General features: G+C 64.7%; 11 protein-coding genes. 8 read left to right on the plus strand and 3 right to left on the minus strand.

Features of this window, described 5'->3' with window-relative positions:
• Nucleotides 1-26 precede the first annotated feature (26 nt).
• Complete coding sequence (locus T428_RS26110) at nt 27-13,451, minus strand: amino acid adenylation domain-containing protein (RefSeq protein WP_025735784.1); 13,425 nt, start codon at nt 13,449-13,451, stop codon at nt 27-29.
• 45 nt (nt 13,452-13,496) lie between these two features.
• Complete coding sequence (locus T428_RS0106230; RefSeq protein WP_025735785.1) at nt 13,497-13,727, minus strand: MbtH family protein; 231 nt, start codon at nt 13,725-13,727, stop codon at nt 13,497-13,499.
• A 985-nt stretch (nt 13,728-14,712) separates the two neighbouring features.
• Here T428_RS0106230 and T428_RS0106235 point away from each other — a divergent pair.
• From T428_RS0106235 to T428_RS0106265, 7 genes are all read left to right on the plus strand, one after another.
• Nucleotides 14,713-15,132, plus strand: coding sequence for an MmpS family transport accessory protein (locus T428_RS0106235; RefSeq protein ID WP_025735786.1), 420 nt, complete (start codon nt 14,713-14,715; stop codon nt 15,130-15,132).
• A complete protein-coding gene (locus T428_RS0106240) occupies nt 15,129-18,014 on the plus strand; it encodes an MMPL/RND family transporter (protein WP_025735787.1) in 2,886 nt (961 codons plus the stop codon). Before T428_RS0106235 ends, T428_RS0106240 begins: the two co-directional genes overlap by 4 nt.
• Nucleotides 18,015-18,021: 7 nt before the next feature.
• Nucleotides 18,022-20,958, plus strand: a complete 2,937-nt coding sequence (locus tag T428_RS0106245; protein ID WP_025735788.1) for an MMPL/RND family transporter — start codon at nt 18,022-18,024, stop codon at nt 20,956-20,958.
• A gap of 124 nt (nt 20,959-21,082) precedes the next feature.
• Nucleotides 21,083-22,030 (plus strand): daunorubicin resistance protein DrrA family ABC transporter ATP-binding protein, encoded by a 948-nt coding sequence (locus T428_RS0106250; protein WP_025735789.1) that lies wholly within the window; start codon nt 21,083-21,085, stop codon nt 22,028-22,030.
• Nucleotides 22,027-22,767, plus strand: a complete 741-nt coding sequence (locus tag T428_RS0106255; protein ID WP_025735790.1) for an ABC transporter permease — start codon at nt 22,027-22,029, stop codon at nt 22,765-22,767. The genes T428_RS0106250 and T428_RS0106255 overlap by 4 nt, the downstream gene beginning before the upstream one ends.
• A complete protein-coding gene (locus tag T428_RS0106260; protein WP_025735791.1) occupies nt 22,767-23,561 on the plus strand; it encodes an ABC transporter permease in 795 nt (264 codons plus the stop codon). Before T428_RS0106255 ends, T428_RS0106260 begins: the two co-directional genes overlap by 1 nt.
• Complete coding sequence (locus T428_RS0106265; RefSeq protein WP_084298645.1) at nt 23,558-24,661, plus strand: glycosyltransferase; 1,104 nt, start codon at nt 23,558-23,560, stop codon at nt 24,659-24,661. Before T428_RS0106260 ends, T428_RS0106265 begins: the two co-directional genes overlap by 4 nt.
• A gap of 31 nt (nt 24,662-24,692) precedes the next feature.
• On the opposite strand, the gene T428_RS0106270 is transcribed toward T428_RS0106265, so the two are convergent.
• Nucleotides 24,693-25,391 carry a class I SAM-dependent methyltransferase gene (locus T428_RS0106270; protein WP_036467247.1) on the minus strand — a complete coding sequence of 233 codons (699 nt, stop codon included), beginning with the start codon at nt 25,389-25,391 and terminating at the stop codon, nt 24,693-24,695.
• 388 nt (nt 25,392-25,779) lie between these two features.
• On the opposite strand from T428_RS0106270, the gene T428_RS0106275 reads away from it, so the two are divergent.
• Nucleotides 25,780-26,565 (plus strand): glycosyltransferase family 2 protein, encoded by a 786-nt coding sequence (locus T428_RS0106275; RefSeq protein WP_025735794.1) that lies wholly within the window; start codon nt 25,780-25,782, stop codon nt 26,563-26,565.
• Nucleotides 26,566-26,590 lie beyond the last annotated feature (25 nt).

The raw sequence follows: 26,590 nt of genomic DNA on the forward strand, positions 1-26,590 counted from the left end.
TTTTAATCGTAGTCAGCGGCAGTTGGCTAGAGCAGTCCCACCAATTGCAGGTCGGTGACGTACTTGATGATCACCGGCGCCGAAATGTGCGGGATGTCGTTGTCCGCACCGATTTTCGCTTCCTGCACCGCGGCGCGGAACCGGTCCGTCGGTGCGAACGACCCGCGGGTCGGCTCGAGTGGCTGGATCTGCTCGGGGTTGTGCAGCATCAACTGCAGCATCTGCAGCACCGAGTGCTGGCGCTGCCGGTCCGGCAGAGCCCGCAAACCGGCCTCGAACTGGCGCACCCACTCGGCGAAGTCGTCGATGCGCTGGATCGGATAGCCGGCCTCGATCAGCCAGTCGACGTAGGTGTCGAGTCCGATGCCGTCGTCGTGCGGGTTCATCACGTGATAGGTCTCGAACCCGTCGACCACCTGGGCCCCGAGGGTGGCGATCGCCTCGGCGACGAATTCGACCGGCAGGCCGTCGAAGTGCGCCCGCTGCCGGTTGCCGTTGTCGTCGCGCCGGTAGAACGAACCGGGCGCCACGCCGGTGGCGACCACGCTCAGGATCATCCGCGTGACCACGTCCGTCATGTTGAACTGGCCGGCGTAGCTGACGTCGGACAGGATCATGTCGCTGCGGAACACCGAAACCGGAAGCCCGAACGCGCCGTTGGCTTCCCGCAGCAGCACCTCGCCGGCCCACTTGCTGTTGCCGTAGCCGTTGGCGTAGCTGCCGTCCAGGACGCGGGTCGGACTGATGACCCGGATATCGGCGTCCTCGGTGAACAACGCCGGCTCGATCTGACGCCCCAGGTCCGAGGTCGACACGTACGCGTACGGCTTCATCCGCGAGGTCAGCGCGAACTTGATCAGCTCGGCGGTGCCAACGACGTTGGGCCCGAACAGCTCTCGATAGGGCAGCACGCCGTTGACCACGGCGGCCGAGTCGACGATCAGGTCGACGGTGTCGGCCAGTCGTTGATAGGTCTGCTCGTCGAGGCCCAGGTTGGCTTCGCCCTTGTCGCCGGCGACGACCTCGAGGTGATCGGCGGCCAGCTGGTGGAAGTGGTCCACCAACCGCGGGTCGCCGGTGTCGAAGGTCTTCTCCAGCCGGCGCCACGCCTCCTGATCGGAGCCGGCCCGCACCAGGCAGATCAGCTTGCCGTCGACCCGCTTGAGTTGCTTGAGCCACTCCAGGGCCAGGTATCGCCCGAGGAAGCCGGTCGCGCCGGTCAGCAGCACCGTGCGCGCTTCGGCGCTCGGCCCCGGCAGTGCCGGGGCGGTGAGCAGCGTCGTCTCGTCGATGAACTTGTCCAGCGTGAGGTCACTGGCGCGCAGCCCCTCGGTGTCGCGGCCGTGCACGGCAACGTAACTCGGGCCGTGGGCATCGGTCTCGTCGGCGTCGGGGTCGCGGTCCAACCGCTCGCTGATGGTGCGCACCGACGGCGCCTCGAACAGCGTCCGCACCGACAGGGTGGCATCGAACGCCGTGTTGATCGCGGCGACCACGCGCATCGCCGACAGCGAGTCACCGCCCAGGTCGAAGAAGGAGTTCTCGACGCCGACCCGCTCGATGTCCAGCACCTGGCCGTAGATCCCGGCCACGATCTCCTCGGTCGGCGTCGCGGGCGGGGTGTAGCGCACGGCGCTCTGGTATTCGGGTGCGGGCAGCGCGCGCTTGTCGAGCTTGCCGTTGACGGTCCGCGGCAAGGTGTCGAGCACCACGATCGCCGTCGGAACCATGTAGGCCGGCAACCGCTTGCCCAGCCGGGCGCGCATCTGGGCGGTGTCGACGTCGCCGGTGACGGTGACGTACCCGACCAGTCGCTTGTCACCGGGACGGTCCTCGCGGGCGACGACCGCGGCGGCCTGCACCCCGTCCAGGGCGGCCAGCGCCGCCTGCACCTCGCCGAGCTCGATGCGGTAGCCGCGGATCTTGACCTGCTCGTCGGCGCGCCCCAGGTACTGCAGCTGCCCGTCGGCGCCCCAGCGCACCAGGTCGCCGGTGCGATACATCCGCGCGCCCGGCCCGCCGAACGGGCAGGCCACGAACCGCGACGCGGTCAGCCCGGCCCGGCGCAGGTACCCGACGGCCACACCGCGACCGGCGATGTACAACTCGCCGACCACCCCTTCGGGCGCCGGCCGTAGCGACTTGTCCAGCACGAACAGGGCCGCGCCGGGTACGGGAACACCGATCGGGGCGCCCTCGCCGGCCTTCATCGGCTTGCTGATGGCCGCATAGATGGTGGCCTCGGTCGGGCCGTAGGCGTTGATCATCACCCGGCCCGGCGCCCACTTGTCCACCAGCTCGTTCGGGCTGGCCTCCCCCGCCATCACCAGGGTCACCGATTCCAGCCCTTCGCCCGGCATCATCGCCAGCGCCGACGGCGTTTGACCCACCACGGTCACCTGCTCGGCGACCAGCAAGTCGCGCAGCTCGTGGGCCGACGCCGCCGATTCGGGCACCACCACCAGCCGCGCGCCGTGCAGCAGGGCGCTGAAGATCTCCCACACCGAGACGTCGAAGCTGTAGGAGTGCCACTGCGACCATACCTGCCCGGGCCCGGTGGGTGCGCCGGGGTCGGGCACCTCCAGCAGTGACGTCGCGTTCCCGTGGGTGATGGCCACACCCTTGGGCACCCCGGTCGTTCCCGACGTGTAGATCGTGTAGGCCAGGTCCTCCGGCGCGGCCACCGGGAAGCTGATGTCCGACGGGATCGACAGGTCCGGGTCGTGGACGTCGATCACCGGCAGGTCGGCGCCGTCGAAACGGGACCGCATGGTCGCGTCGGTCATCGCGGCGACCGGGGTGGCGTCGCCGAGCATGAAGTCCAGTCGCGCGTCGGGCATTGCCGGGTCGATCGGCAGGTAGGCCGCGCCGGACTTGAGCACCGCCACCATCGCGATGATCGCCTCGGCCGACCGGTTGAACAGCAGTGCCACACATTCACCCGGCCGGGCGCCGTCGCTGACCAGCACCCGGGCCAGCCGGTCGGCCTCGTCGTCGAGCTCGCGGTAGGTCCAGGACCGCTCGCCGTCCACCAGCGCGACGCCGTCCGGGGTGCGTGCCACCTGCGCGGCGAACATCGCCGGGATCGTCGTGCCCTGCGCGGGCTGCGTCAGCACGGCGCGGTTGCCCCACTCGTCCAGCCGGGCGTGCTCACCGGCATCCAGCACGTCCATCGACGACAACCGCTGGGCCGGGTCGACGGTCATGGCGACCAGCACCCGCTGGAACCGCTCCACCAGGGTTTCGATGCTGGCCGGGTCGAACACGTCGGTGTCGTACTCGACGCGGATGCCCAGTTCGTGGCCCGGCAGCGCCATCACCGAAAGCGGATAGTGGTTGTACTCGCGATTGGTGACGTCGGTGATGGCCAGTTCGTGCACGCCCACCGGCACGTTGGTGTCGATCGGGTAGTTCTCGTACAGGAACAGCGTGTCGAACAACTGGTCGTGGCCGGTGGCGCGGTGAATGTCGGACAGGCCCAGGTGCTCGTGCTCGAGCCGGTTGTTGTGCGCGGTCTGCAGCTGGTCGAGCAGCTCGGCGACCGTGGTGGCCACGATGGTGTTCGCCCGCACCGCAACGGTGTTGATCAGCAGGCCGACAATCGATTCCGAGCCCAGCACCTCGGGCGGCCGTCCCGACACCGTGGTGCCGAACGCGACGTCGCGCTGCCCGGTCAGCCACATCAGCAGCTGCGCCCACCCGGCCTGCAGCACCGTGTTGACGGTGGTGTGGCAGGAGCGGGCGAGCGTGCTCAGCGCCCGGGTGGTCTCGGCGGACACCCGGTAGGAGTCGACGCGCCGGCGTCCCAGCCCCATCCGGGTCGCGGGCCCGACCAGCGTCGGGTTGTCGAAACCTTCGAACATCTGCCGCCACGCCGCCTGGGCGGCGGGACGGTCCTGTTCGGCGAGCCAGGTCAGAATGCTGCGGTAGGACGCGGGCGCGGGCAGCCGCTCGCCATAGTAGCTGGCGAAGATCTCGCGCAGCAGGATCGGCAGCGACCAGCCGTCCATCACGATGTGGTGGTTGGTGAGCACGAACCGGTGCTTGTTCTCGGCGATCCGGATCAACGCCGCGCGGAACGCCGGACGGCCGAGCAGGTCGCTGACCGCGTCGCGCTCGTCCGCGCACGGCTGCTCGATCTGCTCGTCGTGGCCGGCTTCGTCACTGTCGAGCTGGATGTACCGCCAGGCCATGACGGGTTCGGCGGGAATGACCTGCACCGGCTCGTCGAACTGCGCGCTGAAGCGGGCCGCCAGGTTGGGGTGCCGGTTGACCACCGTCTGCACCGCCTCGCGGAGACGCTGCGGGTCGATCGAACCGGAAATGGTGATGCCCAGCTGCACCGCGTAGACGTCGTCGCCGTTGTCGCCGCCCTGGGCGACGCTGGCGTGGAACAGCAGGCCCTGCTGCACCGGGGTCAGCGGCAGCACGTCGGCCAGCTGGTACTGCTGCTCGAGTTGGTCGAGCTGCTGCTGGGTCAGCCGCGCGGGCAGCAGGTCCGACGGGGTCAGGCCGCCGCCGCCGTTGCGCACGTGCGCGCAGATGCCGGTCAGCGCCTCGAACCACAGCCGGCTCAGCCGGCTGATCTGCTCGCCGTCCAGCGCCGAGGGCGCCCAGGTCCAGCTGGCGTGCAGGTGTGGGCCCGCGTCGGTGTCCATGGTGCCGGCGTTGAGGTCGACGGTGTGCATCAGCGGCAGCGGCACCGCGGTGGCCGCGCCGGCGACCGAAAGGCCTTCTTCGGAGATCCGCCACAGATCGCCGGTGAGCTCCGCCGCCGTGCCGGCGCCGAGCCGGCCCAGGTAGTTGAACCCGATCGCCGGGTCATTGCCGTGCAGGTCGACGTCGTGGTTCGCGTAGCGCAGCAGTCCGTAGGTCAGCGGGTCGGGCAGGCCGCGCAGCTGTTCCTTGGCGTCCTTGATCACCGGCCCCAGCGCGGTGTCGCCGGCGACCACCTGCGCCCAATCCAGACCGCCGACGGCCAGCGAGACCGGGTACTTGGTGGTGAACCAGCCGACCGTGCGCGACAGATCGACGCCCGGAGCCAATTCCTCGTGACGGCCGTGGCCCTCGACGCCGATGCCGATCGGCGCGCCCTTGCTGCCCAGGAACTCCGCCCAGGCCAACCCGAACGCGATCAACAGAATGTCTTGCACCCCAGCGTGAAACGCCGCCGGCACCTCACCCAACAGCAGCCGAGTCGTCTCGACGTCGAGCTCGGCCGACATCTGCTCGGCGCTGACGTAGGTGTCCACCTCGGGGCGCACCGCCGGCAGGGCGGCGGGCACGGCGGCCACCTGCCGCCACGCCTCGGCCTGCTCGGTCACCGCGGGGCGCTGCGCGTACTCCTGCAGCAGCGACGACCAGCGGGCAAACGACGTCCCGCCGGGCGGCAGTGCGACGGGCTGCCCGCTGTGGTGCTGGGCCCAGGCAATGTTCAAGTCTTCCAACAGGATTCGCCACGACACCCCGTCGACGGCCAGGTGGTGGACGATCAGCACCAGCTGCGAGGTGGAGCTCACCCACAGCGCGCTCAGCATCACCCCGGCGGACGGGCTCAGCCGGTCGCGCGCCTCGACGAGCGCCTCGTCGGACAGCGTGTCGACCGAGCGCAGCAGCGCGGCGGCGTCCACCGAGCCGACCTCGGGCACCCACAACGACCAGCCACCGTCGCCGTCGTCGTCCACCCGCAGCCGCAGCATCGCGTGCCGGTCCACCAGGGCCTGCAGCACCGCGACCGCGTCGGCCTCGGTCACCCCGTCGGGCGCCTGCACCACCATGGTCTGGTTGAACTGCTCGACCGGGCCGTCGGTTTCCTGCAGCCAGCGAATGATCGGGGTGGCGATGACCTCACCGAGGCCCTCGTCGGCCACACCGTCGCCCTCGGTGCCCATCCGGGCCACCCGGGCCAGCCGCGCGACGGTCTGCTCGACGAAAACGTCACGGGGACGGCACAACACGCCGGCCGCCCGGGCCTGCGCCACCACCTGCATGGACAGGATGCTGTCGCCGCCCAGGTCGAAGAAGGAGTCGTCGACACCGACCCGCTCCACACCCAGCACCTGGGCGTAGATCCCGGCCAGGATCTCCTCGACCGCGTCGCTCGGCGCGCGATATTCGTTAACGCCGGCGTATTCCGGTGCGGGCAGGGCGCGCGTGTCGAGCTTGCCGTTGACCGTCAACGGCAGCGCGTCCAACACCACCACCGCGACGGGCACCATGTACGACGGCAGCCGCTCGGCCAGCTGACCGCGGATCTCGGTCGGGTCCGCGGTCCCGGTGACATAGCCGACCAGGCGCTTGTCGCCGGCGCGGTCCTCGCGGGCGATCACCACGGCCTGCGAGACGCCGTCCACCCCGGCCAGCGCGGCCTGGATCTCACCGAGTTCGATGCGGTAGCCGCGGATCTTGACCTGCTTGTCGGCGCGTCCCATGTACCGCAGCTGCCCGTCGGTGCCCCAGGACACCAGGTCGCCGGTGCGGTACATCCGCGATCCGGGCCCGCCGAACGGGCAGGCGACGAACCGCGTCGTCGTCAGGTCCGGGCGGCCGACGTATCCGCTCGCCACGCCGGCGCCGGCCACGTACAGCTCGCCGACCACCCCGGGCGCGACGGGCCGCAGCCAGCCGTCCAGCACGAAGAAGGCGAGATGCGCCAACGGCACCCCGATGGGGCTGTTGTTGCTGTCGATGTCGGAGCCGACGATCTCGCGGAATGAGGCGTGCACGGTCGTCTCGGTGATGCCGTACATGTTGATCATCCGCGGCAGTCCCGGGTGGTTGTGCAACCACGTCTGAAGACGTTGCGGCTCAAGCGCTTCGCCACCGAAGACCACGGTTTGCAGCTTCAGCTGCTGTCCCAGCTCGGGCTGCAGCGCATCGGCGGCCTGCAACGCGTAGAACGCCGACTGGCTCAGCACGCTGACCTGCTCGCTGACCAGCAGCGCGTGCAGGTCTTCCGGCGAGCGGACCACGGCGTCGGGGACCACGATCACCCGGCCGCCGTGCAGCAGTGCTCCCCAGATCTCCCACACCGAGTAGTCGAACGCCAGCGAATGGCATTGCGTCCAAACCTGTCCCAGCTCCATCTCGGCGTCCAGCGACTCCAGCAGCTGGGTCACATTGCGGTGTGTGACGGCCACGCCCTTGGGCTTACCCGTGGTGCCCGAGGTGTAGATGATGTAGGCAACGTGATCGGCCGCCGGGGTCGGCAATGCGGTGTTGGGTGCGGCGCCGATCGCCGGGTCCTCGATATCGATGATCGGCAGGTCGGCGTTGTCCAACCGGGGCCGCAGGTCCGCGGTGGTCAGAGCGGCGATCGGCGCGGAGTCCGCCAGCATGAACTCCATCCGCGCGGTCGGGTGCGCCGGATCCATCGGCAGATACGCCGCGCCCGTCTTCAGCACCGCCAGCAGCGAGACGATCGCTTCGGCAGATCGGTTGAGCAGCACCGCCACTCGCTCGCCGGGTCCGGCGCCGCGGTCGGATAGCGTGTGCGCCAACCGATTTGCGGCCTCGTCGAGTTCGCGGTACGTCCACGACCCCTCGCCGCTGTTGACCGCGACGGCCTCCGGGGCGCGGGCGACCTGAGCGGCGAACAGTTCCGGAATCGACACCGGGGTGCTGGCGGGCAGCGTCAGCACCCCGCGGTTGCCCCATTTTTCGAGCCGGGCATGCTCGTCGGCGTCGAGCAGGTCGATCGACGACAGCCGACGGGTGGGATCGGTGGTCATCGTCACCAGCACCCGCCGGTACCGCTCGATCAGCGAGTCGATGGTGGCGACATCGAAGACGTGGCTGTCGAATTCGACGCGCAGGCTCAGTTCATGGCCCGGCGACACGACCACCGACAGCGGGTAGTGGTTGAATTCGCGACTGCTGAAATCGGTGATGGCCAACTCGTGCACGCCCAACAGCGCGCCGGCGTCGACCGGGTAGTTCTCGTAGAGGAAGAGCGTGTCGAACAGCTGGTCGTGACCGGTCACCCGGTGGATGTCCCGCAGCGCCAGGTGGTCGTACTCGAGGGTGTCGTTGTGGTACCGCTGCAACTGGGCCAACAGGTCGGCGATCGTGGTGATGGCCGTGGCGCTGGCCCGCACCGGAATGGTGTTGATCAGCAGACCCACCAACGCGTCCGCGCCGGGCAGATCGCTGGGCCGGCCGGAAACCGCGGTGCCAAAGACAACATCGTGGTGGCCGGTCAGCCACATCAGCACCTGCGCCCACGCCGCCTGCAGCACGTTGCTGACGGTGGTGTGGTTCGCGCGCGCCAGCTCGGTCAGGGCCTGGGTGACATCGGCTGGCACCCGATACGATTCCACGCCGCGCTCGGCGGCCTGCCCGGGCGGGCTCACCAGCGTCGGCGTGTCGAAGCCGGCCAGCAGTTTGCCCCAGTCGGCCTGTGCGGCGTCGCGATCCTGCTCGGCGAGCCAGGTGACAAAGCTGCGATACGACGGGGGCGCGGCCAACCGCTGCCCGTAGTAGAGCGTGAATATCTCCTGCAGCAGGATCGGCAGCGACCAGCCATCGACCACGATGTGGTGGATGGTCATCACAAACCGGTGCTGGTTGTCCCCGGTGCGGATCAGCGCCACCCGGAAAGCCGGCTCCCCCGCGATGTCGCACACCGCGGCGCGTTCTGCCGCACACAGCTGTTGGACCCGCTGGTCGACTTCCGTTTCACCGCCAGCCATTTCGACGTACTGCCACGCCATGACGGGCTCGGCCGGGATGATCTGGATCGGCTCGTCGAACTGTTGGCAGAACTGCGCGGCCAGGTTGGGGTGGCGGTCGACCACGGTCTGCACCGCCTCGCGCAGCCGCTTCTGGTCGAGCGGGCCGGTCACCGTGATACCCAACTGCACCGCGTACAAGTCGTCGCCGGAACCCTCGGCGAGCGCGCTGTGGAACAACAGCCCCTGCTGCACCGGGGTCAGCGGAAGCACGTCAGCGACCCGCAGTTGCCGGGACAGCTCATCGATTTGCTGCTGGCTCAGCCGCGCCGGGGCCACGTCGGACGGCGTCAGGCCGCCGCCACCGCCACGCACGTGCGCGCAGATGCCGGCCAGCGCCTCGAACCACAGCTGGCTGAGCCGGTTGATCTGGGTCTCGTCGAGTGCCGACGGCGCCCAGGTCCAGTTGGCGTGCAGATGCGGGCCGGCTTCGCTGTCGACGGTGCCGACGTTGAGTTCGACGGTGTGCGCCAACGGCATCGGGATCGAGGCGGCCGCACCGGCCAGCGCGAGGCTGTCCTGGCTGACGCGCCACAGGTCCTCGGAGAGCTCGGCGGCCGAGGCACCCATGCGGCCCAAGTAGTTGAAACCAATCGCCGGATCGGCTCCGCCCAGGTCGACCTCGTCATTCAGATACCGCAGCAGACCGTAGGTCAGTCCGTCGGGCAGGGCGCGCAGCTGTTCCTTGACTTCCTTGATCACCGCGCCCAGAGCCGGGTCGCCGGCGGTCACCCGCGACCAGTCCAGGCCACCCACGGTCAGCGATACCGGGTACTTGGAGGTGAACCAGCCGACCGTGCGCGACAGGTCCACGTAGGGAGTGAGCTCCTCGTTGCGCCCGTGCCCCTCGACGTCGATGGCGAGCGGCCGGCCCGGGGAGCCGAGGAATTCGGCCCAGGCCAACCCGAACGCGATCAACAGAATGTCTTGCACCCCAGCGTGAAACGCGGCGGGGACCTCACCCAGCAGCTGACGGGTGGTGTCGACGTCCAGGTCCACCGCCAGCCGTCCGGCGTTGGCGTGCGTATCGACCGCCGGCTGCACCGCCGGCAACACGGCCGGGGTCGACGCCACCTGCCGCCAGGCGTCCGCGTGCGCCACGACGGCTGCGTCGCGGGCGTGCTCCGCCAGCAGTGCGGACCACCGGGCGAACGACGTCCCCGGCGCCGGCAACTGGACCTCTTGCCCGCTGTGATGCTGGGCCCACGCGATGTTCAAGTCTTCCAACAGGATTCGCCACGACACGCCATCGACGGCCAGGTGGTGAATGATAAACGCCAGCTGGTTGGTGGAGGTCACCCACAGGGCGCTGAGCATCGCCCCGGTGGCCGGGTTCAGCCGCGAGCGCGCCTGCGCGAGCGCCTCGTCGGTCAGCACGTCGACCGTGTGCACCAGACCGGCGCCTTCCAGCGACTCGACCTCGGGCACCCACAACGACCAGCCGCCGGCGCCGTCGTCGTCGGCCCGCATCCGCAGGGTGGCATGCCGGTCCACCAGCGCCTGAAGCACCACCGCCACGTCCGGCTCGGTCACTTCGGCCGGGGCTTGCACCACCATCGCCTGGTTGAACTGCTCGACCGGGCCGTCGACGTCTTGTAGCCAGCGGATGATCGGGGTGGACACCACCTCGCCCAGACCCTCGTCGGCCACCCCGATCTCGCCGGTGGCCACGCTGGCCACTTGGGCCAGCCGCGCCACGGACTGCTCGACGAAGATGTCGCGCGGGCGCAGCAGCACTCCGGCCGCCCGGGCGCGCGCCACGACCTGCATCGACAGGATGCTGTCGCCGCCCAGGTCGAAGAACGAGTCGTCGATTCCGACCCGCTCGAGGCCGAGGATTTCGGAGTAGATGCCGGCCAGCACCTCTTCGACGGCCGTGGTCGGGGCACGGTAGGCGCCGCCGACGTTGTGGTATTCGGGCGCCGGCAGGGCGCGGGTGTCCAGCTTGCCGTTAGGCGTCAGCGGCAGCGCCGGCAAGACGACGACCGCGGCGGGCACCATGTACGCGGGCAGCCGCTCGGCCAGCTTGGCCCGGGCCGCGGCGGGATCGACGGTACCGGTGACGTAGCCGACCAGCCGCTTGTCGCCGGGCCGGTCCTCGCGGGCGATGACCGCGGCCTGCCTGACGTCGTCCAGCACGGCCAAGGCGGCCTGCACCTCGCCCAGCTCGATGCGGTAGCCGCGGATCTTGACCTGCTCGTCTGCGCGGCCGAGGTAGAGCAGCTGCCCGTCGTCGCCCCAGGAGACCAGGTCTCCGGTCCGGTACATCCGCTCCCCCGGCTGCCCGAACGGGCATGCCACGAACCGCGACGCCGTCAAACCGGCGCGGCGCACATAGCCGCACGCCACGCCGGCGCCGGCCACGTACAACTCGCCGACCACGCCGAGCGGCACCGGCTTCAACCACCGGTCCAGCACGAACAACGCCGCGCCCGGAACGGGCGAACCGATTGGCACCACACCGGATCCCGGCACCAGCGGCGCGCTGATCGCCACACACACCGTGGTCTCGGTGGGGCCGTAGCCGTTGACCATCACCCGGCCGGGCGCCCACTGGTCCATGATTTCCGGCGGGCAGGCCTCGCCGGCGACCACCAACGCCGCGGTCTCCAAACCCTCGGGCGATAGCATCCCCACCGCCGACGGCGTCTGGGTGAGCACGCTGACATGTTCGCGAACGAGCAAGGCGTGGAAGTCTTCTGGCGAACGGGTCACCGACTCCGGCACCACCACCAGCCGACGGCCCCCGAGCAGGGCGGCCCAGATCTCCCACACCGAGAAGTCGAAGGCCAACGAGTGGCACTGCGACCACACGCCGGTGCGGGGCAGGCCGGCATCGAAGCAGGCGAACAGCTGCGTGACGTTGTGATGGGTGACCGCAACACCTTTGGGGGTGCCCGTGGTGCCGGACGTGTAGATGACGTGGGCGAGGTTGTCCGGGTCCGGTATCGGCAGGGCCGTGCTGGGCTGGGCCGCGATGCGAGGATCGGCGACGTCAATGACGACCAGATCCTGTCCGTCCAGCCGCGACCGCAGGTCGGTGGTGGTCACCGCCGCCGTCGGCGCGGCGTCGGCGAGCATGAACTCGGTGCGCGCAGGTGGCAGCGCAGGATCGATCGGCAGGTATGCCGCACCGGTCTTCAAAACGGCCAGGATCGCGATGATCGCGTCGGCGGACCGGGAAAACTGAAGTGCCACAACGTGGCCCGGGCCGACGCCCTCGCTGACCAGCAGGTGCGCCAACCGGTTGGCGGCCTCGTCGAGTTCCCGGTAGGTCGTGGATCGCCCCTCGAAGGTGATGGCGACCGCCTCGGGGGTGCGCTCGACGTGTTTGGCGAACGTCTCCGGAATCGACACCTTCGCCGGAGCGAGCTCGGTCAGGACGGCCCGGTTGCCGATCTCGTCGAGGCGGGTCATGTCGTCGGCGTCGAGCGCTGCGATCGACGACAGGGGCGCCGTCGGATCCTCGACCATGGCCAACAGCACATGCTGCAACTTCGCCGCCAGGTCGGCGACGTCGAAATTCGCGAACGGTTGCCCAGGACCGGCCGTGCTCAGGAACAGTTGATCGCCGGCCCCCAGGAAGAAAAACCCGAAGTGACCCACCGGGCCGTGGTTGGTGTACCCAGCGTGTGCCGGGGCGCCAGCGAGGTTCAGGGTCAGCCGGGACGGGATGAAATTGACACCCACCCGGTTTGCACCCTGACGGGCCCCGCCCTCGCCTTCCAAGGCATGCACCGGAAAACGCTGATGTTGCAACAGTTCCCGAATACGCGTGTCGACATGGGCGACGAAATCGCCGACCGTCGAATCCGGAGCCGTCGTCAACACCAGCGGGACAACCCCGGCCAGCATCGCGGGCAGCGTCTTCGACTCCGGAGTCACTCGGCGGCTGACCGGGAAGTCCAGCGTCACCTCGGACGCATTTCCGGACCAGCCACGCACCAATAGCGCACACGCGGCGGTAATGGCCGAATACCGCCGGACCCGCAACTGTTTGGTCAGCTGTTGCATTCGGCCCACCACGGCCGGATCCAACTGCACCGAGGCCGACGTCAGATAGGGGTCGCGCTCGGTGGTGAGTTGCGGCAGCCGGTAGTGGAATCCCGATTCAGTGGGCAGGTGTTCCTGCCAATAGGCCTGGTCATCGGAGTAGTCGGTGGACGCCTCGTAAGCCGACTCGCAGTCGATCAGGTCCTGCAGCGACCCGAAGTACGCGTCCGGGACGGGCTCGCCGGCCACCAGTGCGGTGTAGACGGTGGCGACGCGGCGGCTCACCAGCGCCATGCCCATGCCGTCTACGGCGATGTGGTGGCAGCAAGCGAATAAATAGAATTCGTCGTCTTGCGTCTGGAATAGCGTAAAAATGAAAAGCGGGCCCGAGAATGGCATTGGCGTGCGCTGAATTGCGGACGCCATTTCGCGGACTTTTCGCACGGGGTCGTCGGCGCCCCGGAAATCATAGAAGCCCAGCTCTGCATCCGGATAATCGACGGCCTTCTGTAATACATGACCCTCGGACTCGAAGAACGCAACCCGGCCCGACTCGGACTCCGCGACGACTTGCCTGATCGCCTGCTGCAGCAAATCATGATGGACCGGGCCCTCGATCAACACCAAAAGACCGAGCTGCCACTCGGTACCCGCGAAACCCGTTTCCTGCGAGAGCCAAATATCGAGCTGTCCACGCGTCAGCGGGTGTGCCCGCTCACCACGTTCCATGTGAGTCCCCCAAAGCTCCACCCGAGTCCCCATACCCAGGCCGGTTTACTTATCAAAACTCCGACCCGCTGCCAGCCGCTCGCGCAGACTCTTCGGCCGGATATCGGGCCAGTTCTGCTCGATGTACTCGAGACACGCCGCTCGGTCGGCCTCGCCATATACCACCCGCCATCCGGCGGGGACATCGGCGAAGGTCGGCCACAGGCTGTGTTGCTCCTCATCATTGACCAACACGAAAAAACTGCCATTATCGTCGTCGAATGGATTCGTGCTCACAGTTCTCCAGGCGTTCTCTCGATATAGGTGGGGTCGTTCCAAACCATACTGGAGGCCTACAGGCTCGGTCGGAGGTTTCGACAAAGTTCCTGCTGTGATCTGCTAAGCACTCGGGGCACCTCTTGGCAAATCGGCGCGCGGCGCAACACTTGGACGTTGGCGCCCCGGAGCGCAGTGACCTGCAGCGACGGTACGGGCTGTCTGCCGCCCGCCAAGAGTACGGTACCGGCGGCCAGAAAACGACCGAGTTACGCTCTCGTTGCTCGTTAGTTGCCGCGCCGAAATACCGTCGCCGACCTCCGGGGGTGGACCCGCAGATCAGACCGGAAACGACCGCAGAACATCACCAGCAAATGCCGGGGCGGCACGGTAGCTGCCGAAGCCGAGCGTCGGTGTCTGCTTTGCCGCTGCGCTGGTTCACAAGACGTTGGTCTGACGCCGACAAATCGCATGCTCACCGCCCTCGGCGACCAAGATTGGTAGATGACTCTTCTGCGCGAGGCCACGCGATAATGTAATATGTGTCACCATTGCTCGGGCCAATGACGCATACAACACCTGCCGCGGGGGGCGGATTTCACTGATTGCTACCGTGCTCGTACGCACACGGTACGAGTCATGATCCCACATCGGGTTTCCAAAGATCTGATGTCGGGGCCAATGGCATGGTTTACTCATCAAGATCTGGTTGCACTGGTCGAACGCCACTCGATTGAGCCGACCGCCGCAGGTCTGGCGTGGTGCGATCGAGATTTGGGTACTGTCCGAGCGGTTGAAATAGCGAGTCTGTGAACGGGTTGAAGGGGGTGTGGTGGTCGAACACGATGTTCGAGCCCGGTCCGACGTCGCCGCCGATGGCAGCCAGGGCGTGAGCGAGCCTGCGGGGCGCTTGCGGCGGTTCGGCCGCCAGTCCGGTCCCCAAGAGCCCCCGACCGGTGCGCCTCGAAAGGGCAGGCGGAATCCGGGAGCTGGGATCGTCAAGCTGCTGGGGCGGCTGTGGATCCCGTTGCTGATCCTGGCGGTGCTCACCGCCGGCGGATTCACCGTTTCGCGCCTACACGGGATATTCGGCTCCGAAAAGCGCCAGTCCTATGCCGACACCCGGGTCAAGGACAGCAAACCGTTCAACCCCAAGCATTTGAAGTACGAGGTCTTCGGTGCACCGGGCACCGTTGCCGACATCAGCTATTTCGACGTCAACGCCGACCCTCAGCACATCAACGGCGTCACCCTGCCGTGGTCGATGGATTTGTCGACCACCCTGCCGTCGATCGTGGGAAACGTAGTGGCACAAGGTGATACCGATACCATCGGCTGCCGCATCATCGTCGACGGCACCGTCAAGTCCGAGAAGGTATCCCACGAGGTGAACGCCTTCACGTACTGCGTGCTGACGGCTGCATGAGCGACGAAAACATGGGCACGGAGCGGCCGTTCATAGCGCGGACGATCCACCGGTTTTCGATACTCATCATCCTGGCGTGGCTGGGTTTCGCCGTCTTCGTCACGGTCGGCATCCCGCCGCTGGAGGTTGTCGAGCAACAGCATTCGGTGTCGCTGAATCCCGTCGAGGCGCCGTCCTTCAAGGCGATGGCGCGCCTCGGCCAGGATTTCAAGGAATCCAACTCCGGCGCCCTGGCGATGATTGTCCTGGAGGCGGACCGGGCTCTCGGCCAGGAAGATCACAAGTACTACGACGAATTGGTCCGCCGGCTCGAGGCCGATACCAAACACGTTCAGCATGTCCAGAACTTCTGGGGAGATCCGGTCACGGCGGCCGCGGCGCAAAGCATCGACGGCAAGGCCGCGTATGTGCAGCTGAACCTCGGCGGTAGCCAGGGCGCGACCGCGGGAGACGAATCTGTGGCGGCCGTCCGAGGCATCGTCGCGGGACTGAAAACTCCGCCGGGCCTCAAGGTCTATGTCACCGGACCGGCTGCCACCGTGGCGGATATGAACAAGGCGGGTCAGGAGACGGTCACAACTGTCACACTGGCGAGCCTTTCGGTGATCTTCATTATGTTGCTGCTCGTCTATCGTTCGATCTTCACCGTCATTCTGTTGTTGCTCATGGTCGGGCTGCAATTGACGGTATCCCGTGGAATGGTGGCACTTCTCGCCTATCACGGGGTTCTTGGCCTCACCACCTTCGCGGTCAACCTGCTCGTAGCGGCGGTCATCGCCACCGGGACCGACTACGGAATTTTCTTCGTCGGGCGGTATCAGGAGGCCCGCCAGGCCGGCGAGGACAAGGAAACCGCGTTCTATACCACCTTCAGCAGTGTCGCCAAGGTGGTGTTGGCCTCAGGAATGACAATCGCCGGCGCTGTTCTGTGCCTGAGCTTCACTCGCCTCCCCTATTTCCAGCCGCTAGGCCTTCCCAACGCGGTGGGTATCGCCGTTGCGGTCTTAGTAGCTCTCACGCTCACGCCGGCACTGATCGCCGTCGGAAGCCGGTTCGGCCTGTTCGAGCCAAAGCGGAGGCTCCAGGTGCGCGGTTGGCGGCGAATAGGCACGGCGATCGTTCGCTGGCCCGCGCCCATTTTTATAGCCACATTAGCCGTTGCCCTGGTCGGGCTGCTGACACTGCCGGGGTACAACCCGAGTTACGACGACCAGAAATTCATTCCCGAAGATATTCCCGCCAGCGTCGGAAATGCGGCCGCGGGACGGCACTTCCCCGAGTCGCGCATGATGATGCCGGAAATCCTCTTGGTGCAAGCCGATCACGACCTGCGGAACCCGACCGACATGCTGGTATTGAACCAATTGGCCAAGGGTGTCCTCGCGGTGCCGGGCGTTTCAACGGTTCAGAGCGTGACTAGGCCGGAGGGAACCCCGCTGGCGCACACCAGCATTCCCTACATCATGAGCATGTCGCAGTCGAACCAGCTGACAAATATGGCGTTCCAAAAGGACCGCATGAACGACATGATGAAACAGGCCGAAGAAATGGCCAAGATGATTGCGCTGATGCAGCACATGCTGGGACTGTTGAAAGAGCTCACCGCCACCACCCACGACATGGTCGCCCGGACACATGAAATACAGAAGACCACCGCAGAATTGCGTGACCGTGTTTCGAATTTCGAAGATTTTTTTAGGCCGCTACGCAGCTATTTCTACTGGGAGAAACACTGCTACGATATTCCCGCCTGCTATGCAATCAGGTCGGTATTCGACGCAATCGATGGCGTCGACGAGGTGAACGACAAGTTTCGCGAATTGGTGGTCGACCTCGATAAGCTAGACATGCTTTTGCCGCAGATCCTCGTACAGATCCCGCAAATGATCGAAACCATGCAGAGCATGCGGACCATGATGCTGACAATGCACAGCACCATGGAAGGAACTCTTGGCCAGATGGAGGTTAATGGCGGCCAAAACCCGAATGCCATGGGGCAGGCATTCGACACCTCCAAGAATGACGATAGCTTCTACATTCCGCCGAGCATTATCGACGGCTCGGATACTTTCAAGCGGGTCATGAAGATCTTCCTGTCGCCTGACGGGAAGAACGCCCGCATGCTGATTTCGCAAAAAGGTGACCCAGCAACGCCCGAGGGGCTTTCGCGTGTGGAACCGATCAGGACGGCGGCCGAGGAGGCACTCAAGGGCACGCCTCTAGAAGACGCGAAGGTTTATCTCACCGGAACCGCCGCGGTGGTGAAAGACTTGGTCGACGGCGCCAAATACGACCTCTTAATCGCCGGAGTCGCCGCCCTCTGCCTCATTTTCATCATCATGCTGATCATGACGCGGAGTTTCCTCGCCGCGCTAGTCATCGTCGGTACGGTATTGCTCTCACTGGGCGCTTCCTTCGGGATGTCCATCCTCGTTTGGCAGTATTTGCTTGGACTGCAAATTCACTGGACCGTGCTTTCCATGTCGGTGATCGTGCTTTTGGCGGTGGGTTCTGACTACAACCTGCTGCTGGTTTCCCGGATGAAAGAGGAATTAGCCGCCGGCATCCACACCGGGATCATCCGCGCCATGGCGGGTACCGGAAAGGTTGTTACCAACGCGGGTCTGGTGTTCGCGTTCACGATGGCCTCGATGGCGGTCAGTGACCTGCGCAGCATCGCCCAGTTGGGCACCACGATCGGGATGGGCCTGATGTTCGACACCCTGGTGGTGCGCGCCTTCATGACACCCGCCGTCGCGGCACTGCTCGGGCGTTGGTTCTGGTGGCCGCAACGAGTGCGCACCCGCCCCGCTAGCCAGATGCTGCGCCCGTTGGGATCGCGGCCGTTGGTGCGCTCGTTGTTGCTGAAGGAAACGCGGTGAGGCGCGCATGACCACCGAACCGATAGTGACCCAAAGCGCCGAAACTCCGGTCCAGAAGCCGTTCGCCGCGCGGACGATCCGCAATCTTTCGCTGCTCTTCATCCTCGGGTGGGTAGGGCTGACGCTGCTGGTGACTTTCGCGGTTCCGTCGCTGGAGCGGGTGGGCCGGGAGCACTCGGTGCCGTTGGCGCCGCAAGATGCGCCCGCGGTGCAGGCCATGATGCGGATGGGCAAGGTCTTCAAAGAGTCCGACTCGGACAGCTTCGTGATGCTCGTGATCGAAGGGCAGAACGAGCTGGGGGACGGCGCCCACAAGTACTACGACAAGTTGATGCGCCTGCTGAAGGCCGATACGAAACATGTTGAACACGTTCAGGATTTGTGGGGCGATCGGCTCACTGCGGCGGGCGCGCAAAGCGCTGACAGTAAGGCCGTCTACGTCCAGATGAACCTGGACGGTAACCAAGGCACGACGCAGGCCCAAAACTCCATTGCCGCCGTCCGCGACATGATCGCGAAGAATCCACCGCCGCCCGGCCTCAAGGCCTATGTCACCGGCCCTTCGGCACTGTTTTCAGACATGCAGGAGGCCGGCGATCGATCGATTCTGAAGATGACCGCGGTCGGGGCAGCGATCATTTTCGTGGTGCTGTTATTCGTCTACCGGTCGATCGCCACGGTGATCCTGTTGTTAATCACGGTCGGGGTCGAGGTGCTTGCGGCCCGTGGAATCGTGGCCTTCCTCGGCGACCACAGCCTCGTGCAACTGTCGACATTCGCCGTCAACCTGCTGGTGGCGCTCGCGATGGCGGCCGGAACCGACTACGGGATCTTCTTCTTCGGCCGGTACCAGGAGTCGCGGCAGGCCGGCGAGGATCGGGAAACCGCCTACTACAACACATTTCGCGGGGTCGTGCCCGTCGTCCTGGGTTCTGGTTTGACGATCGCCGGAGCAATGTTGTGTCTGAGCTTTACCCGGCTGCCCATCTTCCAGACGATGGGCGTACCGTGCGCCATCGGCTTGGTCATCTCTGTCGTGATCGCGCTGACACTGGTTCCGGCGGTTCTTACCGTCGGCGGCCGCTTCGGGCTGCTCGATCCCACCCGCGCCATCCGGTTCGGTCGGTGGCGGCGAATTGGCACGGCAATCGTCCGGTGGCCGGTGCCCATCCTCGTCGCGACCATCGCAGTCGCGCTAGTCGGATTGGTAACGCTGCCGGGGTATCAGACCAGCTACAACAACCGCCTTTATATGCCCGACGACATCCCGGCGAACATCGGCTATGCCGCCGCCGACCGGCACTTCTCGCAGGCGCGGATGCTGCCGGAAATTCTGATGATCGAGTCCGATCACGACATGCGCAACCCGGCCGATTTCATCGTGCTGCACAGGCTGGCCAGGGCCATATTTAAGATTCCCGGAATAGCCCGGGTTCAGGGCATAACCCGGCCCGAGGGGACGCCGATCGAGCACACCTCGATCCCCTTCATGCTGGCCATGCAGAACTCGGCCCAGTCACAAAACATCAAATACATGAAGGCTCGCATGGACGACATGCTCGAGCAGGTCCACATGATGGACATACAGATCGCGTCAATGAAGCGCCTTTACGAACTTCAGAAGCAACTGACCGCACTTACGCACGAATCGATCACCAAGACCGACGAGATGACAGTGCTCTTGTATGAGTTGAGAGACCATTTTGCGGACTTTGAAGATTTCCTCCGGCCGATCAAGAGCTACTTTTACTGGGAAAAACACTGTTTTGATATCCCGATTTGCTGGTCCTTGAGATCGATCTTCGACACACTCGACGAGGTCGACGAGCTCAGCGACAAACTGAAGGATTTGCTCGTCGATCTCCACAAGATGGATGCATTGCTGCCTCAGCTGCTTGAGCAATACCCGCAAATGATCGCTACGATGCAGTTCTTCAAGACGACGACGCTGACGATGCACAGCACCATGGCAGGAATCATCGGCCAGGTCAACGTCGACAACAAAGACGCGGTTACGATGGGCCAGGCGTTCGACAACTCGAAGAACGACGATTCCTTCTATCTGCCACCGGAGATTTTCAAAAACGCCGACTTTCAGAAGGCGATGAGCCAGTTCCTGTCGCCCGACGGGAAAGCGGCGCGGTTCATCATTTCCCACAAGGGTGACCCGGCGACGCCCGAAAGCGTGGACCGGGTGGACAAGATCAAGACGGCGGCGGAAGAGGCACTCAAGACGACGCCGCTCGAAGACGCCAAGATCTATCTGGCCGGCACCGCGTCGACCTTCAAGGACTTCAAGGACGGCTCCAAGTTCGACCTGTTGATCGCGGGAATCGGCGCACTCTGCCTGATCTTCACGATCATGCTCATCATCACGCGAAGTTTCGTGGCCGCGCTGGTAATCGTTGGGACAGTGGCACTTTCGCTGGGCTCATCGTTCGGGCTTTCGGTGCTGATCTGGCAGTACATTCTGGGCATCAAGCTGTACTGGATGGTGCTGCCGATGTCGGTGATCGTCCTACTGGCGGTGGGGTCTGACTACAACCTGCTGCTGGTATCCCGGATGAAAGAAGAAATAAGCGCGGGTATCAACACCGGCATCATTCGGGCAATGGGCGGTACCGGCAAGGTCGTGACCAACGCGGGTCTGGTGTTCGCATTCACAATGGCCTCGATGGCGACCAGCGACTTGCGCATCATCGGTCAGGTCGGTACGACCATTGGCCTGGGTCTGATGTTCGACACCTTGATCGTGCGCTCGTTCATGACGCCGTCCATTGCCGCAATCCTCGGACGCTGGTTCTGGTGGCCGCAGGTGGTTCGTCCACGCCCGGCCAGTTCGATGCTGCGGCCGGAAGGTCCGCGTCCCCTGGTGCGCGCCCTGCTGGGTCAGGAGCATCCCGACGACGCGCCTACGGCCGAGATCCCAAGGCAATCCGTCTGATTGGCGACGCCGTTTTCGCTCCCGCGCCGGCGGCCACCGCGACGAGGGCTGTGCCAACCAGGACGTTGTCATCCGCTAGCGATACCGCCAACATGCAGACACCCAGCATGAAATACTCCGAAATATGAGCCCACTGGCCATCGAGGTTGTCGACCTCACGAAGACTTTCGGGCGAAACGTCTCAGCACTGAGTGGCGTGAGTTTCTCCGTTCCGCCCGGCACCGTGTGCGGCGTCCTCGGCCATAACGGCGCGGGCAAGACAACCACGATCAACATTCTGTCTACGCTGATCCGCCCATCCTCAGGCCAAGCCCGTGTCAACGGATATGACGTCGTCCGCCAGCCCGCCCAGGTACGAGGCAGCATCGGGTTGACCGGTCAGACCAGCGCGATGGATCCCCTGCTCACTGGCCGGGAGAACCTGGTGTTGTTTGGCAGGCTGCGTGGTCTGAGCCGTCGGCAATCAAAAGCTCGCGCCGACGAGCTGCTCGAACAATTCGATCTCGGTGCCGCAGCGGACCGGCGGGTATCGACCTACTCCGGAGGCATGTGGCGGCGCGTCGACCTTGCCAGCACTCTAATGGTGCTGCCAGAGGTCCTATTTCTCGACGAACCGACCGTCGGGTTGGACCCACGGAGTCGCCGCGGCATGTGGGGCCTGGTAACTTCGCTGGCTCAACAAGGCGTCGCCGTGCTGCTGACCACGCAGTACCTGGAGGAGGCCGACGTGCTGAGCGACTCCATCGTCGTCATCGACCACGGTCGGGTGATCGCCAGCGGCACCGCCGAGGATCTCAAGCGCAGAGTGGGTACTAGCTACTGTCAGGTGAGTCCGGCCGATCCCGCTGATCTGGCTGATGTCGCGTCGGCGTTGACGGGTCTCAGAGGCGTCGACATCGACCCCGACACAAACTCGGTATCGGTGTTCGCACCCGACGGGGTGTCCACACTGGCTGATGTGTTACGCCGGATCGATGCGCGCGGCATTGAACTCGCCGACATCTCGCTGCGGAAGCCCTCCCTCGATGAGGCCTTCCTGCACCTCACCGAAAATACCGTTGCTCAATCATGAGCGCCCTCGCAGCACTGACCGAACGTTCATTGATGGCTGCGGCCCGCGATGGCGGGTTGATGTTCGAAATTCTGTCGCCCGTTGCGTATTTGGCCGGATTCAGCGTTGCGCTGCACGGACTGGTGGACACCGGTCATACGAGTTATTCGCAATACTTAGCGCCGGCGGTGGTGGTGCAGTCGGTGATTTTCGTAGGGCTGCTTACCGCCGACCGCGCGGCGCGGGACCGCCTCCTGGGAGTTGGTGAAAGGATGCGGACACTACCGTTCTCCGCGGCCGTCCCCGTGAGCGCCAGGATGGTCGCAACCTTGATTCGAGGTCTGCTCGTCCTGTCGGTGGCGATCACAGCCGGCTATGCATTCGGATTCCGAATGACGGGCGGACTGGGCTATGCGTTAGCTTTCGTACTCATTGCGCTGCTGTTGTGCTTAGCAGTGGCCTTCGGCGCCGATGCGTTGGGATCAAGTGCGAGCAGCGTCCAAGCGGCCAGCCAAGCGCTGTTTGTCCCGCAGGTAATGCTGTTTTTGCTTTCGACTGGAATTGCGCCCGAAGATACGTTTCCGCATTGGTTGCGTCCGTTCGTGCGGAATCAGCCGGTGTCGCAGGCCGCCGAAACATTGCGCGGACTCGCCAGCGGACGGGTAATCGTAGGCAATTTCGTGGCCACGCTGGCCTGGTGCGTGGGCATGGTATTGATCTTCGGGACGATCACCCTGCGCGTGCAGAGGCGGCGATAGTGGTAGCGCAGCAACACAGCATACGAAGCGCGTGGCTGACCGAGACCTGGCTGCATGCCGGTCGGCTCCTCACCCGGTGGCGTCGGGACCGGGGCGTACTGGTCGGGTCGCTTAGCATTCCCGTCTGTCTGCTGCTCGCCTACTACGTGGTGCTGGACGAGCGGGTGCATAAAGTCACCGGTGTTGAGAGCGTTTACGGCTTGGTTCCGCTGTGCGCGGTGCTGTCCGCACTGTTCGGCGCTTTCAACACCGCGATCGGCATACAAATGGAGCGCGAGTCCGGGCTATTCACGCGTCTGTGGGTGCTGCCACTGCACCGGATCAGCACGCTCACGGGACGTATGGCCGCCGAGGCCGTGCGCGCGCTGGTCGGCACGGTTCTGATCACCGGCATCGGGGTGGCATTGGGGCTGCGCTTTACGCACGGGTGGGCGACGGCCCTGGCCTACATCCTGATCCCGTCGATTGTGGTCATCGGCTTCACGGCGCTGGTAATGGCGTTGGCGATCCGCACCAATGGCCGCAGCATCATGAGCTGGCTGGTCGCCGCGACGGTTTCGCTGGCATTTATCAATCCCGGCACAACTCCGATCGATCAGTTCCCGGGTTGGCTTCGGCTGTTTGCCCGCATGCAGCCGATGTCACCACCCATCGAGGTGATGTATGCGCTGGCTCACAATGGCCCCCTCTTGTGGCCTGCGGCGATGACTTTCTTCTGGACGGTCGCGCTGCTCGCGATGTTCACGCCCATGGCAATGCGCGGCTACCGGTCCGCCGCCGAATCCCCCGCATGAGGAGCGGCGGGGCGCCCGAATCACCCAAAGTGAGCATCGTGGCGACTACGCACAACCAGGAAGACTACGCACGGCAGGCCTTCGACAGCTTTCTAGCCCAGCGGACCGATTTCCCCGTCGAGATCATCGTCGCCGACGACGCGTCGACCGATGCCACACCGTCGATCATCCAGCAGTATGCCGACCGGCACCCGCAGCTGTTTCGCCCAATCTTCAGGCCGGAAAACCTTGGGCTCAACCGGAATATGACCGGCGCCCTCTCCGCCGCCCGCGGCGAATATGTCGCTCTGTGTGAGGCGGACGACTACTGGAGCGACCCGTTGAAACTGAGCAGGCAAGTCGCGTACCTCGACCGCCATCCGGAGGCGATGGTGTGTTTCCATCCCGTACGCGTGGTGTGGGAGGACGGTTTCGCGAAGAATTCAAAATTTCCGCCGGTTCATCTACGAGGCAATCTGAGCGTCGACGCCCTGCTCTTGATGAACTTTATTCAGACCAACTCCGTTGTCTATCGTCGCCTCGAACGCTATGACGACATACCGACAGACGTCATGCCGTTGGACTGGTACCTGCATGTGCGGCACGCGGCGCACGGCGATATCGGGATGCTGCCCGACGTCATGTCCGTCTACCGTCGTCACTCTCAGGGGATGTGGCACAACCAGGTTGTGGATCCTCCGAAGTTTTGGCTGACACTCGGCCCAGGGCATGTGGCGACCTTTGACGCGATGCTCGACCTGTTCCCCGATGATCCTCAGCGTGAGAAGCTCATCGCAGCCATGGCCGACTGGATCCTGCACCAGATCGCCAATGTCCCGGGCCGCGAGGGGAGGGAAGCGCTCGCGGAAGCAATCGCGGCCCACCCTCGAATGGCGGAGCTGGCAATGAAGCACCACTGGGCCCCGCGCTCGCAGCGGCTCAAGGAGTCATGGCGTAGGTTAACCATTCTTGCGCCGAGCCGTGGAGGGCTGGTGGACGTCTGGCCCTTTGTCCGCCGGCAGACCGAGGCAATGTCAAGTTCCGCGCAGCCGCTCGGCAATCTGGACGCGTCGAACACCCACAACGAACCGCATGGCCCGCTGGTCCACGGTGATTCTTAGGCCGCGCAGCGGCTCATCGCCCACCCGCTCACTACGGACGCGTGAAGATAAAGGCGTGGTTCTCGAAATTTGGAAGCCGACCGAACCGACCGCAATTCTTCTTGTGCAGCAATTTGAATCCTAGTTCGTCGACCTTCGCCTCGAGGTCGGCGTCGGTGATGCCCCACTGCCAAATGTGGTGTACATCGCGCCAGGGCCTATCGTGCTCCGGATGAATCTCGTTCAGTCGTCCGAAGAGATCCTTATAGTTCTCTTGACGCGGGTTATGCGGAATATTACGGAAGTATTCTTCCTCACCTAAATCGAGCAGTCGTATATTATTCCCCGGCCCTGTCCATTGCTGATTGTAAATGATTAAGGCGCGCACATTTTTCGCATACATTTCCAAGATCGCATCCCAATCGGGCGACACTTGGTGCAGCAGCACGTCAAACAGTAGGACGGCATCAACGGAGCCCACTTCATCAGCAATCTTTTGATCGCCGAAATTACCTTTGATCAGCCGAAGCTGGGGATACAACTTCGCCTTTTTGAGCACTTTCTGCGTCGGGTGCGTATCAACTAAAGCGGCGTTTATTATTTTATGCTTGTCGAGCGCGTGGAACGTGTACCCGCCTTCCACCCGCCAAACACCCCCAAGATCGGCGAACGAATCGATGTTCAGAGATGAGAATGCTTGATCTATAATCTCGATTTTATCTTGGAGAATTTTCCGGAAGACACCGAACATCGTTAGCTCTCTACCTCCTGCTAGCCTGATTAGCCGTGGGCCAAATCGCTTTGCGTATCGCTCTACCGCCATGCAATCCAAGGCCCAGGCGATCACCCTACATGCCGGTCAGCCCATCGTTTGATTTCGGGCCGGTCTAGAAACAGGCCTTTTTCGTCAGCAACTCGCAGATATCGCACAAACCAGGGTCTAAGGTGATCGCTACGGGATTGCTAGGTGCACCCTCCTACAACGCTGTCGTTGCGGACGTCGGGCCTACGATCGACGGGGTTCTTCGGGGGTTTAGCGGGCTTAGGGAGGCTGAAATCATGGTGTCCGATGCCGCCGAGACCATGAGCTGCGCGGTTGGACCGCATAGAGTGTCCATGAACACGCGAGGGGGAAACCGGTGATATCAGCACCGACAGTCTCGGTGATAACTATTACCTTCAAAGATCTCGACGGCCTGAAACGCACTGCCGACAGCGTGCGATTGCAGCGCTACGCGGGGTCCATCGAGCACATCGTGATCGACGGTGGATCCGGTGACGACGTTGTCGAATATCTTTCTGGGACCGAGCCAGGATTTACGTACTGGCATTCCGAGCCAGACGGCGGTCGGTACGACGCAATGAATCAGGGCATTGCGCATGCATCTGGGGATTTGTTGTGGTTCATGCACTCCAGCGATTGCTTTCCCGACCCCGGCGCTGTGGCCGCCGCCGTGGAGGCGATCTCGGGCCTAGGGCCGGTCCGTGACCTTTGGGGCTACGGCATGGATAACCTCGTCGGGCTCGGGCGCGTGCGCAGCCCCATACCCTTTAACCTCCGCAAGTTCCTCGCCGGTTGGCAGGTGGTCCCCCATCAAGCCTCGTTTTATGGAGCGTCGCTGGTAAGCGAATTGGCCGGATACGACCTAGATTTCGGGATCGCCGCTGATCAAGAGTTCATATTGCGGGCCGCGTTGCTGCGCGAGCCGATCACACTCCGGCGCGTGCTCTGCGATTTCGACACCAGCGGAGTTGGAACGAATCGGCCCCCGAGCGAGGTCTTCAACGACCTGCGTCGCATGTGGGATATGCACGGCCGCTACCCGATCGGTGGACGGCGAATGTCACGGGCCTACCTACGGGGTTGCGAATACTACTTCGACTTTTTGGCCTTCTTATACGGACGATTCCGTCGCACGGGCTAGCGGCTAGGCGCTTCGCAGCCCGGAG

It is taken from the genome of Mycobacterium genavense ATCC 51234 (genome assembly GCF_000526915.1).
Classification (GTDB): domain Bacteria; phylum Actinomycetota; class Actinomycetes; order Mycobacteriales; family Mycobacteriaceae; genus Mycobacterium; species Mycobacterium genavense.

What these genes read in the sequence shown, in the direction of transcription:
- T428_RS26110 (WP_025735784.1), bottom strand. Translation starts at nt 13,451, where the DNA reads ATGGAACGTGGTGAGCGGGCACACCCGCTGACGCGTGGACAGCTCGAT.
- T428_RS0106240 (WP_025735787.1), top strand. Translation starts at nt 15,129, where the DNA reads ATGAGCGACGAAAACATGGGCACGGAGCGGCCGTTCATAGCGCGGACG.
- T428_RS0106245 (WP_025735788.1), top strand. Translation starts at nt 18,022, where the DNA reads ATGACCACCGAACCGATAGTGACCCAAAGCGCCGAAACTCCGGTCCAG.
- T428_RS0106250 (WP_025735789.1), top strand. Translation starts at nt 21,083, where the DNA reads ATGAGCCCACTGGCCATCGAGGTTGTCGACCTCACGAAGACTTTCGGG.
- T428_RS0106255 (WP_025735790.1), top strand. Translation starts at nt 22,027, where the DNA reads ATGAGCGCCCTCGCAGCACTGACCGAACGTTCATTGATGGCTGCGGCC.
- T428_RS0106265 (WP_084298645.1), top strand. Translation starts at nt 23,558, where the DNA reads ATGAGGAGCGGCGGGGCGCCCGAATCACCCAAAGTGAGCATCGTGGCG.
- T428_RS0106270 (WP_036467247.1), bottom strand. Translation starts at nt 25,391, where the DNA reads ATGTTCGGTGTCTTCCGGAAAATTCTCCAAGATAAAATCGAGATTATA.